Source organism: Providencia sp. PROV272, assembly GCF_049901975.1.
Taxonomy (GTDB): domain Bacteria; phylum Pseudomonadota; class Gammaproteobacteria; order Enterobacterales; family Enterobacteriaceae; genus Providencia; species Providencia stuartii.
Genome location: NZ_CP096291.1, coordinates 2,932,271 through 2,948,872 on the forward strand (window position 1 = coordinate 2,932,271; position 16,602 = coordinate 2,948,872).

At 43.4% G+C, this 16,602-nt stretch carries 12 protein-coding genes and 2 pseudogenes; 6 read left to right on the forward strand and 8 right to left on the reverse strand.

All coding sequences use genetic code 11. From position 1 onward, the window contains the following. The first annotated feature begins 9 nt into the window (after positions 1–9). From focA to M1E93_RS13495, 4 genes are all read left to right on the forward strand, one after another. Positions 10–867 carry a formate transporter FocA gene (gene focA, locus M1E93_RS13480; protein WP_004918108.1) on the forward strand — a complete coding sequence of 286 codons (858 nt, stop codon included), beginning with the start codon at positions 10–12 and terminating at the stop codon, positions 865–867. A 69-nt stretch (positions 868–936) separates the two neighbouring features. Then, positions 937–3,219 (forward strand): formate C-acetyltransferase, encoded by a 2,283-nt coding sequence (pflB, locus tag M1E93_RS13485; RefSeq protein WP_426206991.1) that lies wholly within the window; start codon positions 937–939, stop codon positions 3,217–3,219. Positions 3,220–3,362: 143 nt separating this feature from the next. Then, positions 3,363–4,157, forward strand: a complete 795-nt coding sequence (gene pflA / locus M1E93_RS13490) for a pyruvate formate lyase 1-activating protein (protein WP_014657838.1) — start codon at positions 3,363–3,365, stop codon at positions 4,155–4,157. Between the two features lie 278 nt (positions 4,158–4,435). Then, positions 4,436–5,383 carry an IS30 family transposase gene (locus M1E93_RS13495; protein WP_140035165.1) on the forward strand — a complete coding sequence of 316 codons (948 nt, stop codon included), beginning with the start codon at positions 4,436–4,438 and terminating at the stop codon, positions 5,381–5,383. Here the strand turns inward: M1E93_RS13495 and M1E93_RS13500 are convergent. Both M1E93_RS13500 and M1E93_RS13505 read right to left on the reverse strand, forming a co-directional pair. After that, a complete protein-coding gene (locus M1E93_RS13500) occupies positions 5,366–5,905 on the reverse strand; it encodes a LysE family translocator (RefSeq protein ID WP_426206992.1) in 540 nt (179 codons plus the stop codon). The genes M1E93_RS13495 and M1E93_RS13500 overlap by 18 nt on opposite strands. 36 nt (positions 5,906–5,941) lie before the next feature. Beyond that, positions 5,942–6,364 carry a DUF2000 domain-containing protein gene (locus M1E93_RS13505; protein WP_104873362.1) on the reverse strand — a complete coding sequence of 141 codons (423 nt, stop codon included), beginning with the start codon at positions 6,362–6,364 and terminating at the stop codon, positions 5,942–5,944. 167 nt (positions 6,365–6,531) lie between these two features. On the opposite strand from M1E93_RS13505, the gene M1E93_RS13510 reads away from it, so the two are divergent. Beyond that, positions 6,532–7,011 carry an Lrp/AsnC family transcriptional regulator gene (locus M1E93_RS13510; RefSeq protein WP_004918098.1) on the forward strand — a complete coding sequence of 160 codons (480 nt, stop codon included), beginning with the start codon at positions 6,532–6,534 and terminating at the stop codon, positions 7,009–7,011. 79 nt (positions 7,012–7,090) lie between these two features. On the opposite strand, the gene serS is transcribed toward M1E93_RS13510, so the two are convergent. From serS to lrp, 6 genes and pseudogenes are all read right to left on the reverse strand, one after another. Next, the gene (gene serS / locus M1E93_RS13515) at positions 7,091–8,380 is read right to left on the reverse strand and encodes a serine--tRNA ligase (RefSeq protein ID WP_004918096.1); all 1,290 of its coding nucleotides are present in this window, start codon (positions 8,378–8,380) and stop codon (positions 7,091–7,093) included. A 150-nt stretch (positions 8,381–8,530) separates the two neighbouring features. Further along, positions 8,531–9,874 carry a replication-associated recombination protein A gene (locus tag M1E93_RS13520; RefSeq protein WP_004918094.1) on the reverse strand — a complete coding sequence of 448 codons (1,344 nt, stop codon included), beginning with the start codon at positions 9,872–9,874 and terminating at the stop codon, positions 8,531–8,533. Between the two features lie 9 nt (positions 9,875–9,883). Then, a complete protein-coding gene (lolA, locus tag M1E93_RS13525) occupies positions 9,884–10,504 on the reverse strand; it encodes an outer membrane lipoprotein chaperone LolA (protein ID WP_014657836.1) in 621 nt (206 codons plus the stop codon). 77 nt (positions 10,505–10,581) lie between these two features. Then, positions 10,582–13,269 (reverse strand): annotated as a pseudogene (locus M1E93_RS13530) (DNA translocase FtsK); the annotation flags it as partial. Between the two features lie 342 nt (positions 13,270–13,611). Continuing rightward, positions 13,612–14,124: pseudogene (locus tag M1E93_RS13535) on the reverse strand (DNA translocase FtsK 4TM domain-containing protein); the annotation flags it as partial. A 454-nt stretch (positions 14,125–14,578) separates the two neighbouring features. Next, complete coding sequence (gene lrp / locus M1E93_RS13540; protein ID WP_004918089.1) at positions 14,579–15,073, reverse strand: leucine-responsive transcriptional regulator Lrp; 495 nt, start codon at positions 15,071–15,073, stop codon at positions 14,579–14,581. A gap of 543 nt (positions 15,074–15,616) precedes the next feature. Here lrp and trxB point away from each other — a divergent pair. Further along, the gene (gene trxB / locus M1E93_RS13545; RefSeq protein ID WP_004918087.1) at positions 15,617–16,579 is read left to right on the forward strand and encodes a thioredoxin-disulfide reductase; all 963 of its coding nucleotides are present in this window, start codon (positions 15,617–15,619) and stop codon (positions 16,577–16,579) included. Positions 16,580–16,602: the final 23 nt, after the last annotated feature.

Here is a 16,602-nt window from a genome sequence, read left to right on the forward strand (position 1 = left end):
AGTGTTAGTATGAAAGCTGACAACCCTTTTAATCTTTTGCCTCCCGCTGTAATGGCTCAAGTTGCAGATGACTCTGGTGTTTACAAAGCCAATAAACATCCTGCAATAACATACTTGTCAGCATTCACTGCCGGTATCTTTATCTCAATCGCATTCGTTTTTTATATTACTGCGACCACTGGCGCACAAGCCGCTCCTTTTGGTTTTACGAAACTTATCGGTGGTGTCTGTTTCTCTCTTGGGTTGATGCTCGTGGTTATTTGCGGTGCAGATCTATTTACATCCACGGTGTTGACCATTGTGTCAAAAGCTACAGGGCGGATCACTTGGGGGCAAATGTTCCTAAATTGGTTTAACGTCTATGTTGGCAACCTTATCGGCGCGCTCTTCTTTGTTGCTTTGATTTGGTTTGCTGGTCAATATACCGCGGCAAATGGTCAATGGGGGCTTAATGTCCTACAAACCGCAGACCATAAACTGCACCATACATTTATTGAGGCTGTTTGTTTAGGTATTTTAGCTAACTTAATGGTTTGTCTCGCTGTTTGGATGAGCTATTCAGGTCGTAGCCTAGCCGATAAGCTTTTGGTGCTTGTGCTCCCTGTCGCCATGTTCGTTGCGAGTGGCTTTGAACATAGCATTGCAAACATGTTTATGATCCCATTAGGTATCATGATCAAAGAGTTTGCTCCAGCTGAATTCTGGACTCAAATTGGCGTTTCACCAGAACACTTTTCTCAACTCAGTGTTAGCAACTTTGTTACAGACAACCTAATACCCGTTACTATCGGCAATATCATTGGCGGCGCACTTTTAGTCGGCCTAATTTACTGGTTCATGCATTTACGTGGTGGTCAAAAACATTAATAGCCACTACTTTCACGAAAAGATTTATTAAGATCCTTAAAAGATCCATTGTTAAAAGGTAAAAGTATCATGTCAGAATTAAATGAAAAATTCGCTTTAGCATGGCAAGGTTTTAACCAAGGTAACTGGAAAGAAAACGTCGATGTGCGTGACTTCATCCAGAAAAACTACACTCCATATGAAGGTGATGAATCTTTCTTAGCAGGCTCTACCCCAGCAACAGATGCGCTGTGGGAAAAAGTCATGGAAGGAATCAAAATCGAAAACCGTACTCATGCCCCCGTTGATTTTGACACTGATGTTGCATCAACGATCACTTCCCATGATGCGGGTTACATCGCCAAAGATTTAGAACAAATCGTTGGTCTGCAAACTGATGCACCTCTAAAACGTGGACTTATCCCATTCGGTGGGATCAAAATGGTGGAAAATTCATGTAAAGCCTATGATCGCACTTTAGATCCTAGCCTGAAAAAAATCTTTACTGAATACCGCAAAACCCATAACCAAGGCGTTTTCGATGTTTACACTCCAGACATTCTAAAATGCCGTAAATCAGGTATCTTAACCGGTCTGCCTGACGCATATGGTCGTGGTCGTATCATCGGTGACTACCGTCGTGTTGCTCTGTACGGTATTGATTTCCTGATGAAAGACAAATTTAATCAGTTCACTTCACTGCAAGAAAGATTAGAGAACGGTGAAGACCTGCAAATGACCATTCAATTGCGCGAAGAAATTGCTGAACAGCACCGTGCATTAGGCCAAATCAAAGAAATGGCTGCAAAATATGGTTATGACATTTCAGGTCCTGCGACTAACGCTAAAGAAGCGGTTCAGTGGACTTACTTCGCTTACCTAGCGGCAGTGAAATCACAAAACGGCGCGGCAATGTCATTTGGTCGTGTTTCAACCTTCTTAGACATTTATATCCAACGTGACCTTGAAGCTGGTAAACTGACAGAGCAAGAAGCACAAGAGCTGATTGACCACTTAGTCATGAAGCTACGTATGGTTCGTTTCCTACGTACTCCTGAATACGATGAGCTGTTCTCTGGTGACCCAATTTGGGCAACAGAATCTCTAGCAGGTATGGGTCTTGATGGCCGTACACTGGTGACTAAAAACACCTTCCGTTTCTTGAATACACTGTATACCATGGGCCCTTCTCCAGAGCCTAACATGACTATCCTGTGGTCAGAGAAACTGCCAATTAGCTTCAAAAAATTCGCTGCAAAAGTCTCTATCGATACTTCATCAGTTCAGTATGAAAACGATGACTTAATGCGCCCAGATTTCAACAACGATGACTATGCTATCGCATGTTGCGTCAGCCCAATGGTAGTTGGTAAACAAATGCAGTTCTTTGGTGCTCGCGCTAACTTAGCGAAAACCATGCTGTATACCATCAATGGTGGTATTGATGAAAAACTGAAAATGCAAGTAGGTCCTAAACACGCTCCTATCATGGACGAAGTACTTGACTTCGATACTGTGATGGATCGTATGGATCACTTTATGGATTGGTTAGCAACTCAGTATGTCACTGCATTGAATATCATTCACTATATGCATGACAAATACAGCTATGAAGCGGCTCTGATGGCACTGCATGACCGTGACGTTTACCGCACAATGGCTTGTGGTATCGCAGGTCTATCTGTCGCTGCTGACTCAATGTCCGCAATTAAATATGCGAAAGTAAAACCAATTCGTGACGAAGACGGCATTGCAATTGACTTTGAAATCGAAGGTGAATACCCACAATTTGGTAACAACGACCCTCGCGTCGATGATATTGCTTGTGACTTAGTTGAACGTTTCATGAAGAAAATTCAGAAACTGCCGACTTACCGCAATGCAGTACCAACTCAATCTATCCTGACAATCACTTCTAACGTGGTTTATGGTAAGAAAACAGGTAACACACCAGATGGTCGTCGTGCTGGCGCACCATTCGGACCAGGTGCAAACCCAATGCACGGACGTGACCAAAAAGGTGCTGTGGCTTCACTGACTTCTGTCGCTAAACTGCCATTTGCTTACGCGAAAGATGGTATCTCTTATACCTTCTCTATCGTACCAAATGCATTAGGTAAAGATGATGAGGTTCGTAAAGCGAACTTAGCCGGTCTAATGGATGGTTACTTCCACCATGAAGCTTCTATCGAAGGCGGTCAGCACCTGAACGTCAACGTAATGAACCGTGAAATGCTGTTGGATGCGATGGAAAACCCAGAGAAGTATCCTCAGTTAACTATCCGTGTTTCTGGTTATGCAGTGCGCTTTAACTCACTGACTAAAGAACAACAGCAAGACGTTATTACTCGTACTTTCACAAGTTCAATGTAATAATTAGGTTAATAAGTCAATTAAAATAACTAAAAAGCCCCAGCCTTATGGGGCTTTTTTAGAACTAAACCTGAATACTTTAAGTCAATTACCCACTAATAACGATATATTTAAGTATAACAGGTATTTTTGGAGTTCCTGCTATGTCGACAACAACCAATATTATTCCAACCGCTGATTTAAGCACCACTGCGCCTCCTGCGACGCTGGGACGTATCCATTCCTTTGAATCTTGTGGTACTGTTGATGGCCCTGGTATTCGCTTTATTGTCTTTTTTCAAGGCTGCTTAATGCGCTGCTTATATTGTCATAACCGTGATACTTGGGACACCCATACCGGTAAGATGGTTACCGTCGAAGAGTTAATGAAAGAAGCTGTTACTTATCGCCACTTTATGAATGCCACAGGTGGTGGCGTAACGGCATCGGGCGGCGAAGCGATTTTACAAGCTGAATTTGTTCGTGATTGGTTCCGTGCATGTAAAGCGCAAAATATCCATACTTGCCTTGATACAAACGGCTTTGTACGTCGCTATGATCCCGTGATTGATGAGCTAATGGAGGTGACCGATCTTGTTATGCTCGATTTAAAACAGCTCAACGATGATATTCACCAAACATTGGTCGGCGTTTCTAATCACCGGACACTCGAGTTCGCTCGTTATCTTGCCAAACGTAACCAAAAAACTTGGGTGCGTTATGTCGTTGTTCCCGGCTGGAGTGATGATGACCACTCTGTTCATCTGCTCGGCGAATTTACCAAGGATATGAAAAACATCGAGAAAATCGAATTGCTCCCCTACCATGAGTTAGGCAAACATAAATGGGAAACCATGGGCGAGGAGTATAAACTCGATGGCGTTAAGCCCCCTTCAAAAGAGATCATGGAACGTGTCAAAAGCATCCTTGAAAGCTACGGCCACAAGGTCATGTATTAAACACCCTAATGGCTCTACACTCATGTAGAGCCATTATCCTTTATTGTGTTTTAAACAGCATACCAATAGCTGCGGCAAACATGATCAAAGCGGTTCCTCGAAAAATCACTCTCTGCGATTTCGTACTCGATAAAAATTTACTTGCCTTCTTTGCACCAAAGATAAATATCATACCGCGAATTCAGATAATAAGTGCAACGCTCGGTCATGTTAGATGGAAGGACGGTTAGCTACTGATAAGCTATCCTGCTCTTCCGACCAAAGATGAGCGAGTAAGTATGAAGTATCAGCAACTAACCGAAGGACAACGATACCAGATATCGATACTGCGTGAGGATAATTTATCCTGCCATGAGATAGGTATCCGTATCGGTGTAAGCAAGTCCACGGTCTCCCGTGAACTGAGGCGTAACACTTCAGATACTGGTTATAACCCACAACAGGCACACCAGAAGTGCTGTGATAGGCGGCTGTCATCTGCCAAAAGGACAATTCCTCAGCAGACCATAGATTTCGTGATATTTGCTCTGGAGTGGAAGTGGAGTCCTGAGCAAATAAGTGCAATTGGCAGCATTATTGGTCTTAGCGTCAGCCATGAATGGATTTACCAGTATATCTATGCGGATAAGCGTAGCGGTGGCGAGTTGTACAGGCATCTTAGGCAGGGCAAACGGCGATATCGTAAGGGCTACGGGCAGAAACGAGGGCGCATCCCTGATGCGGTATCCATTGAGCTACGGCCGTCAGTCGTCGATGACCGTAGCCGTCTGGGGGACTGGGAGGCCGATTTGGTGCAGGGTAAACAGGGCACTGGTGCTATCGTGACACTGGCAGAACGCAAAAGCCGTATTTACCTGACAAAAAAGGTGTTTTCAAAGGATGCGGTGGAAGTCAGTAAGGCCATTATCTCACTGCTGAGTGAGTATCAGGATGTATGTCACACAATAACGTTCGATAACGGTCTAGAGTTTAGTGAGCACAAGGCGATAGCAGAAGCACTGAACGCAGATACGTACTTTGCCCATCCGTATGCCTCGCATGAGCGTGGGCTGAACGAGAATACGAATGGGTTGTTAAGACAGTTTATCCCGAAAGGAACAGACCTGCGGACAGTGACAGAAGAAGACTTACAACGCTATCAGGGAGCGTTGAACAGCAGGCCACGCAAGTGTCTGGGGTTCAGACAACCTTCGGTGGTGTTTGCGGAGCTAAGAAAGGCGGCTTAGCGTTGCACTTCGGACTTGAATCCGCCTACCAACTAAAAGTAATATTAATAACGTAGTTGGAACTAATACTGTGCTCCAAATCGTTATAGTAATTTCATTTAAAGAAATGACTAACGGTAATATTGCCATATAAAAAGCGATTGTTTTTGGATTACTTAATGTAATGGCAAGACCGGAAACACTCACAATAGCTAACTGCTTTTTTGATATAGCACCTACAGTATTTAATGGTTGGGCATCGTGGCGCCAAAAGACATAAGCTAACCAAAATAAATACAGTGCAGCAAACCAATAAATTAAATTAAAGATCGCGGCTAAGTGGTCAGCAACGAATACTAGGCCGAATATCGCAAAAGAGAGATAAATAATATCCCCTAAAATTAATCCACTCAGTAGTGCAAACCCCATTGTTACGCCACCCTTCAAGGTACGTGCGACGACTGCGGTCATTCCGGGCCCTGGAATAACGGCAGCAATCGCCAATGCACTCGCATAAGAGAGCAATTGTGTTATGCTTATCATATGATTAACCTACAGTAGAATGGCGAGATATAACGCTTATTTAAATAATGATAAATTACCGGTTAATTTATTGATGCTATTTTTATTCCCTACCAAACCAATAGCTGCTAATTGAATTTCTTGATCTAGAGTGTTAGTTAATTTTTGAGTGTAGTCATCATAACTTTTACAAGACTGAGCAATTAAACTAAAAGGTAATATATAAATATCTTCATGCTCTGCTATTTCTTTTTGAATTTGCTTTATTCGCTCAGGCGAGCTTTTTAATATAGGTAATGATGCACTGATGACCCCAGGATAATAAATATTATCTGCACTCATTAAATCATTCCCTATTAATTGGGTAATTTTGTTGCCTATCCCTACACCAATGATACTTGCAGCATTCATAGCAAACCCTAATGCTAGATCTTGATTGACGATGATGGCACAACGATGAATAGATGCATCAAATTGCATAAAATCCCCTTTTCATAATTTTTGATAACATAAGGTTCTTCTGGTCGTGAACTGTAACAATTATGTCATCAATAAATAGAAATTTGCTGCCTATCTTATCTGTAGTAAAGTAGCCAAAAGAAAAAAATTACCTATGTATAAATATATTCCGAAAGGAAATACCCGCTATGGCAATAGATAAGACAGAAATCAAGATTCTTAAGCTCCTTCAAGACGATGCACGTATTACAAATCAAGTACTCGCTGATAAAGTCGGTATGTCAGCATCCCCTTGCTGGCGACGCGTCCGTAAATTAGAAGACGATGATGTGATCCAAGGCTATCGAGCTATTCTTAACCGCAAAAAAATTGGTTTAGGTGTTATGGTTTTTGTGCGTGTCACTATCGACAGCCATAGTGAAACGGAAGCAAAGAAATTTGAACAAGAAGTCAGTGAGTTAGAAAATGTTGTTTCATGCTACAGCATCGGGGGAGATGCCGACTTTTTATTGCAAGTGGTTTCCCATGATTTAGATTCCTATGCCGATTTCGCGATGTCTGTGATCCGACGGCTTCCTGGTATTAAAGAAATGCAAAGTATGTTCGTGCTTAAAGAGATCAAACCCTTAGTTTCTTATCCTGTAACAACCGTTAATAGTGAAGCATAATAACCAGCAACGTATCAGTGGGTTGTAAAAAAAACGCCACTAATAAGTGGCGTTTTCTGTTTTAGTTAATTTAACTTGATTAACCGATGTACTCTAGGCCTTTCATATATGGGCGCAATACTTCTGGTACTTCAATACGACCATCTGCTAATTGGTAATTCTCCAATACAGCAACCAACGTACGACCAACAGCAAGACCAGAACCATTCAGTGTATGCACCAACTGTGTTTTCTTGTCACCTTTACTGCGGAAACGTGCTTGCATACGGCGAGCTTGGAAATCCCACATATTTGAGCACGAAGAAATCTCACGGTAGGTATTCTGAGCTGGTAACCAAACTTCCAAGTCATAGGTTTTACGTGAACCAAAACCAATATCACCAGTGCAAAGGATCACTTTACGATAGGGTAATTTCAGTAATTGCAGCACTTTCTCCGCGTGACCGGTTAGCTCTTCCAATGCTTCCATCGATTTCTCAGGATGCACTATTTGTACCAATTCGACTTTATCAAATTGGTGCATACGGATAAGCCCACGCGTGTCACGGCCATAAGAACCCGCTTCTGAACGGAAGCATGGTGTATGCGCAGTCATTTTTAGTGGTAATGCATCTTCATCAAGGATTTCATCACGTACTAAGTTGGTGACCGGCACTTCTGCTGTTGGGATCAATGCATAAGTACTTTCCGCTTCTTCTTCAAGCGGCTTAGTATGGAACAGATCTTCACCAAATTTAGGTAATTGACCAGTGCCATAAAGCGTATCATGGTTAACCAAATACGGTACATACAGCTCTTGATAGCCATGCTGTTCAGTATGCAAATCCAGCATAAACTGAGCCAGTGCACGGTGTAAACGAGCAATTTGCCCTTTCATCACCACAAAACGCGCGCCTGTCAGTTTAACGGCCGCAGGGAAATCTAGACCACCAGCGAGTTCGCCAAGGCTAACATGATCTTTAATTTCAAAGTCATATTGGCGTGGTTCACCCCAACGGGCAACCTCAACGTTATCTGAATCATCTTTCCCATCAGGAACAGCATCATCAGGCATATTCGGGATACTTAATGCAATATCACGGATCTCTTGTTGCAGCTTATCTAATGCTAACTTAGCAGCATCTAATTTTTCGCCTAACTGGTTCACTTCCTGACGTAAAGGCTCGATATCTTCACCACGCGCCTTAGCTGCACCAATGGATTTCGATCGCGAATTACGCTCTGCCTGCAGGGATTCAGTTTCAACTTGCAAAACTTTGCGGCGTTCTTCTAATTCACGCAGCTTTTCCACATCAAGGGTAAAACCCCTGCGAGCCAGTTTTTCAGCAACCGCGTCTAGCTCCGTACGCAGTAAATTGGGATCGAGCATGCTTATCCTGTGATTATTGTTAGTCAATATTGAAAGGGAGTATAACACATTCCGGCATTATACTCGTTACACCATCAAGCCGCCTATTGTGAAGGCGACCTAAATAATTTTATAAAAAATATTTCTTATAACCTTACCGCATTGCCCACATTAGCGATAGCGTTTTGTTGGGCTATTTTGATCCTGTTGCGCTAACCAGTTTAATTTTTCTGCTATTTTCGCTTCTAAACCACGATTCGTTGGGTGGTAATATTGGGTATGTTGCATTTCAGGTGGGAAATAAACCTCACCGGCTGCATAAGCATTTTCTTCGTCATGAGCATAGCGATACTCTTTCCCCGCCCCTAATTCTTTCAACAGTTTTGTCGGTGCATTACGTAAATGGGCAGGTACATCATAATCAGGCTGCATTTGCGCATCCGCTAACGCGGCTTTATAAGCCGTGTAAACTGCATTACTTTTTGGTGCACATGCCAAGTAAACAATAGCTTGAGCAATCGCACGCTCACCTTCCGCAGGACCAACCCGAGTGAAGCAATCCCATGCGGAAATAGCGACCTGCATCGCTCGCGGGTCGGCATTCCCTACATCTTCAGATGCGATAGCCAGCAAGCGCCGAGCCACATAAAGTGGATCACCACCTGCGGTAATAATCCGCGCATACCAATATAAAGCGGCATCGGGAGCCGAGCCTCGTACTGATTTATGCAAGGCAGAGATTAAATCGTAATAACGATCACCTTTATTATCAAAGCGCGCTGTACGTTCACCGCTGACTTCTTTTAGTAATTCAGCCGTTAAAATACGCTGACCATGGCTATCGGTTTCCGCCATATCCGCCATCATCTCTAAAAGATTGAGGGAGCGACGGGCATCACCATTAACCAACTCGGCAATTAATTGACGAGTGGTATCGGGTAAAATCACATTTTGCCCGCCTAAGCCTCGCTTGGGATCCTCCATGGCTTGCTGCAACACATCTTCAATATCGCTTACCGTTAAAGATTTCAGTAGATAGACCCGTGCACGCGACAATAATGCGGAATTGAGTTCAAACGAAGGATTTTCTGTGGTTGCGCCGATAAAAGTAATGGTGCCATCTTCAATGTGTGGTAAAAACGCATCTTGCTGACTTTTATTAAAACGATGCACTTCATCAACAAATAAAATAGTCCTACGACCCGCATCTCGATTTTGGCGAGCTTTCTCTATCGCTTCACGGATCTCTTTAATACCGGACGTAACGGCAGAAATACGTTCAATATCTGCCTGTGCATAGTGACCAATAATTTCGGCTAATGTGGTTTTGCCTGTTCCTGGTGGCCCCCACAAAATCATTGAATGTAAATGACCTGCTTTTATTGCCCTGGGTAATGGTTTACCTTCAGCAAGCAAATGTTTTTGGCCTATATACTGTTCAAGAACCTCTGGGCGCATACGCGCTGCCAGAGGTTGAAATTCATTTTGTGAAAAATCGAGTGATAGGTTGCCCACTATTTCCTCTTATTTACCACCTGAGCGTTGGTCATCCAATGTGACCCCTTCCGGCACAGTGAATGTAAACTTACGCTTATCGACATTACCATTTTTTTGTTCTTTCAATTGGTAAGCACTTGTTTGCCCATCTTGCTCAACGGCTGAAAACTTCTCAATGGTGCCTTCTGGAGAAACCGTAATTGAAAAACGTTTTAATGTGCCATTACTCAACTTGGGTTTTAAGTCGAATGTATTACCTTGCTGAATAATAGAGTACTGTTTCCAATCTCTTGGGTTATTACGTGTAATCAATAAAAATGGGGTATCTTGAGTCGCATCCGCTAAGTTAGTGACAGTGACTTGCTCAACAAACGGGTTATAAAACCATAAATTTTTGCCATCAGACACTAAAACACTTTCATCAGGTGACGTCATATTCCAATTGAATAAATTAGGGCGCTGAAGCCATAATTCCCCCACACCTTCTTGTACGAGGTCACCTTCTGGGCTGGTGACTTTTTGAGAGAAGCTAGCGTGGAAGCTATTGACCTTATTCAGGCGATCCTGAAGGTCTTGGCTGGCATCTGCCAGTACTGAGCCGATATGTAAACTTAGAGCCAACGCCCCCAATAACATCATTTTTTTCATCGAACAAAGACCTTTTATTGATACCTTAATAGGCGCTATGCCTTTATTATTGCTCTCGCAACTCATCGACAACAAGGTTAGTAATCAGCTTGCCGTGGGGAAAGCACTTCGCGATTTCCATTATGTCCCGGCTCACTGACAATCCCTTGCGTTTCCATTTGCTCAACAATTCGCGCAGCGCGGTTATAACCAATGCGGAACTGACGTTGAACACCTGAAATAGAAACGCGTTGTTTCTCTACAACAAACTCGACGGCTTGATCAAACAGAGGATCCAACTCTTCCTCTGCGCTATCATAACCGCCCCCTTCATTTTCATCGCTGCATTTGGTAATGCTATCAATATATTCTGGGCGACCGCGGGCTTTCCAATCATTCACCACCGCGTGCACTTCTTGGTCACGGACAAATGCCCCATGGACACGAACAGGAATCGATGAGTTAGGTGGTAAATACAGCATATCCCCCATTCCCAATAATGACTCTGCGCCACCTTGATCGAGGATAGTCCGAGAGTCAATTTTACTTGATACTGTAAAGGCAATACGCGTAGGTATGTTTGCTTTAATTAAACCTGTAATGATATCCACTGACGGGCGCTGAGTTGCCAATACTAGGTGGATACCTGCTGCACGTGCTTTTTGCGCTAGGCGAGCAATCAACTCTTCAACTTTTTTCCCTGCCGTCATCATCAAGTCAGCAAATTCATCAACCATGACGACAATATAGGGTTCTTTTTTCAGCATTGGATGCTCAGTTTCCATGCTGTCACTCGGTTTCCAGTGTGGGTCAGGAATAGGTCGCCCCATCTCTTCGGCAGCTTTAATTTTATCGTTGTAGCCAGCAAGATTACGTACGCCAAGCGCCGACATTAAGCGATAGCGACGTTCCATTTCATTGACGCACCAACGCAATGCGTTAGCAGCATCTTTCATGTCAGTCACGACTTCTGTCAGCAAATGTGGAATGCCTTCATAAATAGACAGTTCCAACATTTTCGGGTCGATCATGATAAAACGGACATCGTCAGGTTTCGATTTATACAAAATACTGAGGATCATCGCGTTGACCCCTACCGATTTACCTGAGCCTGTTGTCCCCGCAACGAGTAAGTGTGGCATTTTCGCCAAATCCGCAATAACCGGATCGCCTTCGATATCTTTACCCAACACCATTGTTAACGGTGATGCACTATGCCTAAATTCGTCACAGTCCAGTACTTCTCTTAAATAGACTGTTTGGCGTTTTTCGTTCGGTAATTCAAGCCCCACATATGGCTTGCCGGGGATCACTTCAACAACCCTCACCGCTGTGGTAGAAAGTGAACGGGCAAGGTCTCTCGATAAAGTGGAGATCCGCGCCGCTTTTACCCCCGGTGCCAAATCTAGCTCGAATCGAGTGATCACTGGCCCCGGAGAGAAGCCGACCACTTCCGCTTTCACCCGATAGTCATTTAAGCGAGCTTCAATCAACCGTGCTGTCTGCTCTAATTTAAACATGTCAACAGGCTCTTCTTGTGTTGGTGGCGTAGTTAACAAATCCAAAGAAGGCATAGGCGTCGTTGGTTTTGGCAATGGTTGATCATTGCGTACCAAGAACGGATGGAACAAGCTGTCTTGCTGCGGCTCCGGTTGTTGTGGTTGTTGCAGCGGAGCAAAAGTGTGCGACTGATTAGCAGAGATATCCGGTGTTGGAGCGACATGTTTTGTCACCTCATTCACTTGAGGTGTATTGTTTGTATTCTCCACGCTCGTTGCACTAAATGACGGCATAAATAAAGGATCTGCAGGCTCTTCATTAACCAAATCATTAACTGGCGAAAATTCATCTAATACCGAAATATGTTCACTTAGATCGAATTTAGGTTCAACTTTATAACCCGCATTCTCATCATCATCTTGCGCTGAGAAGGTATTTTTAGACTGGCTAAAGTGATGAGTATTTTGCTCAGTTTGTTCAACAGAAGCGGGCGCAGAAGACCAACGATGCTCTATTTCAGGTTGAGTATAATGAACCACTTTTTCTGGCGTTGGCGTCACTTCAGCCTGATGAGATATTGGTGACTCAGTCTCATCATGATGCTCAATATCACTGCCGTACCGTTCGCGCTGTTGCTGCAAAAATTGCTCACGGAGCCTATTTTCTTGTTCTTCATCTTGTTGTGGTTCATTCTCTGACGCAGCAGACCATTGTTGATATATCTGCTCACGTTGCAAAGCTTCTTCTTTACGGCGCTGAAGTTCAGCATCACGTTGAGAAGGAATGCGAATGCCATATAGCTCCCGACGGGTTGGTAACCGAACAGGATTTGGGCGAGGCAATTCAGGCTCCATATTTTGTTTAACCTGGGCGTGGCGCTCAAGAGCCGCAACGGAAATACCAGCGGCTGCCAATGCAGCGGGATCGGCTAGCCTATCTGTTACTGATCGCCCACTTGCCTGTGAAACCGCCTCACTGATAGAAGAAGCTGGCATCGATACATTTTGCTGCCCTGTTGGGTTTGCTAATGATGGATTATCAGTATGTTCTGTCGGTGTCGTTGCAGCAGGTTGTGCCTCTGCCCCCCAACGCTCATGTGTATAATGATTGGCAGGTTGGTTAACCACACCATTCTCTGGAGATACATTATGGCTTTCAGGTTGGTAGCCTGTTGGCTCCGCGACTTGTGCCTGAGGCTCACTGGTTTTGAATTGGAAATCCCTATCATACACAACAGGTTGATAATCATCCGGCACTTCAAAATGATAAGCTTCTTGCGGCTCAGAAGCTGAAAACGCAAGGGGTTCTTCAACTTCATCAATAGGTTGATTGGCAGCCAAAGGAGCCGCTTCTTCTGTGGGTTGAACCTCTTCGGTTTCTACTGCGGCTAATTCACTAATTGAGGGAGCGGAGAACAAAACATCGTCACTGTCTACATTATCAATCGCTTGGCGCTCTGCCTCCTGCGCCCGCTGTAACGCATCTTCTGTTTCTTCAACATCATACGCATCATAATCATCGCCGCGCGCACGATTAGTCATTAATGTGATAGGAATTAATACCGCCGCACCAATTTTTTCGGCAATCGTCAACCATGACCAGCCCGTAAACAGTGTAAAGCTAATTGCCCATAAAAAGAGCAATGCCAGTGTTGCACCTAAAGAATTAAACCATGGCATGATCGCATTACTAAACACACTGCCAATCACCCCACCGGACGCGAAATTCGGTAAGTCGTCAAAGTTAAGCGCAGCAAGACCGCATGATGAGAGGATCAGCGCTAACCCACCAATTAAGCGCAATGACAACGAAAAGAAGTCAATATAACGACGTTGGCTTTCATAATGGTAAATCGCCCAACAACCGAGTAGCAGTAGAGGTGGAATTGCAAATGCTAAAATCCCAAAAGCCGAAAAGAGAATATCCGCACTCCAAGAGCCAACACTTCCCCCCAAATTTTTAACCGGTGCATTCCATGTGGTTTGCGACCAGCTTGGATCTGAAGGATTGAAACTCATTAATGCCACCATTAAGAAAATGGCACTTAAACAAATGGCAAGCAAAATGACTTCGAGTAGCCGTCTTCCACTACTGAGTTTTTTTAATCGAACGTGTTTGTCTTCTGTATATTCTTGGCTCATTACTGTTTCTTTACTGACTGATGATGTCACCCATGCCGAAACGAACTCACTTGAATTCGCAATGATGATAAGCACATATTGAAAGCCATTCTAACACCAATCACCTTCTTGTGCGTGACTTGTTGCCTCTCAGGCAAACTAAACGACTGTAGACACAGCAAGATGCAGTATTTCATCTTACAGTTGAGGATTCAATTTCTATTTTACGTTAAAAATCTTAATTATTTATGGCTTTAATATCAATAGATTAAAACGAAGAGTTACAGCTATTTAGCCTATTTTCAGAAAAAATCATATCGACGCTGTGCCTTTAATCGGAAACAGAGTCAAAAAAGCGCTAAGAGAGATAAAATATTGGCCTCTAAAACGGAACAACGCTGAGTAAACTCAGCGTTGAAACTGCAGTGCGACAACCATAAATGATGTTGTGCAGAAATGAGACTATACAAGCCTATTAGCGTGTTTTAATAACCAAGCGGTTACTTTGCTTCACTTCTTCCATAACGACGTACGTACGAGTATCGTTCACACCCGGTAGACGTAGAAGAGTCTCACCAAGCAGTTTACGGTAAGCGGACATATCTGGCACACGCGTTTTCAACAGATAATCGAAATCACCAGAAACTAAGTGACATTCTTGGATCTCTTCAAGCTTTTGAACCGCTGTGTTGAATTGCTCAAACACATCTGGTGCGCCACGGTTTAGTGTAATTTCAACGAACACCAAGAGTGAAGCATCTAAGTAGTGAGGATTCAAAAGTGCTGTATAGCCAGAAATAAACCCTTGTCTTTCCAGACGACGCACACGCTCCAAACATGGCGTTGGTGACAAACCAACACGCTTAGACAGTTCTACGTTTGAGATACGCCCATCTTTCTGTAATTCGTTAAGTATATTCCTATCAATACGGTCAAGGTCTTTTCCTGGACGCTTTTTATTATCAATCATCTCTTTATCTCTCTTTCTCTAATTGTTATTTTCCACACCTATAAAACAGCACCATCCTCGCTCATACTTTATTTATTTAGGTATTCGTGTTCAGGAGCAAATTTTATGCGCAATGCTGAAATCGACGTGAACAGAACCCCTGTTCACAATGATCACCTGTTTGTTAAGTTATAAGTGCTGTAAAGTTAACTTTCCGGCAAGAACAAAAACACACCATTTGCATTGGTCTACTAGATAATTAACTCTTACATAGATGTTTTCGCAAATGCACAGCCGATTGTCAAAGCAAATGAATAAAAATCAGTACAAGATTTCGATTTTTTTTCTATTTAAACGTTTCGCTGTCCGGATTCAGGAATATTCCTAAAAATCCTACCACGTGACATAAGCATACTTGCCATACTAAATTTTCACTTTAATCACTATTATCTATCGCAAAAATAGCTCAGCTATAATTTACTTAGTATTTAAATCACTTTTTTTAGCTTGCCAATTCTCCTACAATCCCATTATCGCTATTTTTATACTGAAAATGAGGTATTCATGAGCACAGCCATACATCGCAAGCTAATCATTTTGGGTTCTGGCCCAGCAGGATACACAGCGGCAGTTTATGCTGCACGCGCAAACTTAAGTCCAGCTCTGATTACTGGCGTGGAAAAAGGCGGTCAGTTAACCACTACGACTGAGGTTGAGAACTGGCCGGGTGACCCTGAAGGCTTGACTGGTCCAGGTTTGATGGATCGCATGTATGAACACGCGACCAAATTCCAAACAGAAATTATCTCAGATCATATTAATAAGGTTGATCTTAAGCAGCGCCCTTTCCGTCTTTTTGGCGATGAAAACGAATATACCTGTGATGCCCTGATTATTGCGACAGGTGCATCGGCGCGTTATATCGGCTTACCTTCTGAAGAAGCCTTTAAAGGCCGTGGCGTTTCTGCTTGTGCAACTTGTGACGGCTTCTTCTATCGTAATCAAAAAGTGGTTGTTGTCGGCGGAGGTAATACTGCGGTTGAAGAAGCCCTTTATCTATCCAACATTGCCTCAGAAGTCCATTTGGTTCACCGTCGTGATAGCTTCCGCGCAGAAAAAATCCTAGTTGATCGCCTAATGGATAAAGTGAAGAACGGCAATATTACGCTGCATACCGACCGTACACTTGATGAAGTACTCGGTGACGATATGGGCGTGACAGGCGTCCGTTTGCGTAATACCAAAACCGATGAAACTGAAGAATTAGAGGTGATGGGGGCATTTATCGCGATTGGTCACAGCCCAAATACCGCTATCTTTGATGGCCAGCTAGATTTAGAAAATGGCTATATCAAAGTGCAATCCGGTACACATGGTAATGCAACGCAAACCTCTATCCCAGGAGTCTTTGCCGCAGGTGATGTAATGGATCATATTTATCGTCAAGCAATTACATCAGCAGGTACAGGCTGTATGGCTGCCCTAGACGCAGAACGCTACTTAGATGGTTTAGCGGATAAAAAATAGTATAACCACATCCATCCTGATCA

Coding starts and splice junctions, on each gene's coding strand:
- trxB (WP_004918087.1), top strand. CDS start 15,617: ATGAGCACAGCCATACATCGCAAGCTAATCATTTTGGGTTCTGGCCCA.
- M1E93_RS13495 (WP_140035165.1), top strand. CDS start 4,436: ATGAAGTATCAGCAACTAACCGAAGGACAACGATACCAGATATCGATA.
- pflB (WP_426206991.1), top strand. CDS start 937: ATGTCAGAATTAAATGAAAAATTCGCTTTAGCATGGCAAGGTTTTAAC.
- pflA (WP_014657838.1), top strand. CDS start 3,363: ATGTCGACAACAACCAATATTATTCCAACCGCTGATTTAAGCACCACT.
- serS (WP_004918096.1), bottom strand. CDS start 8,380: ATGCTCGATCCCAATTTACTGCGTACGGAGCTAGACGCGGTTGCTGAA.
- M1E93_RS13500 (WP_426206992.1), bottom strand. CDS start 5,905: ATGATAAGCATAACACAATTGCTCTCTTATGCGAGTGCATTGGCGATT.
- M1E93_RS13510 (WP_004918098.1), top strand. CDS start 6,532: ATGGCAATAGATAAGACAGAAATCAAGATTCTTAAGCTCCTTCAAGAC.
- lolA (WP_014657836.1), bottom strand. CDS start 10,504: ATGAAAAAAATGATGTTATTGGGGGCGTTGGCTCTAAGTTTACATATC.
- focA (WP_004918108.1), top strand. CDS start 10: ATGAAAGCTGACAACCCTTTTAATCTTTTGCCTCCCGCTGTAATGGCT.
- M1E93_RS13505 (WP_104873362.1), bottom strand. CDS start 6,364: ATGCAATTTGATGCATCTATTCATCGTTGTGCCATCATCGTCAATCAA.
- lrp (WP_004918089.1), bottom strand. CDS start 15,073: ATGATTGATAATAAAAAGCGTCCAGGAAAAGACCTTGACCGTATTGAT.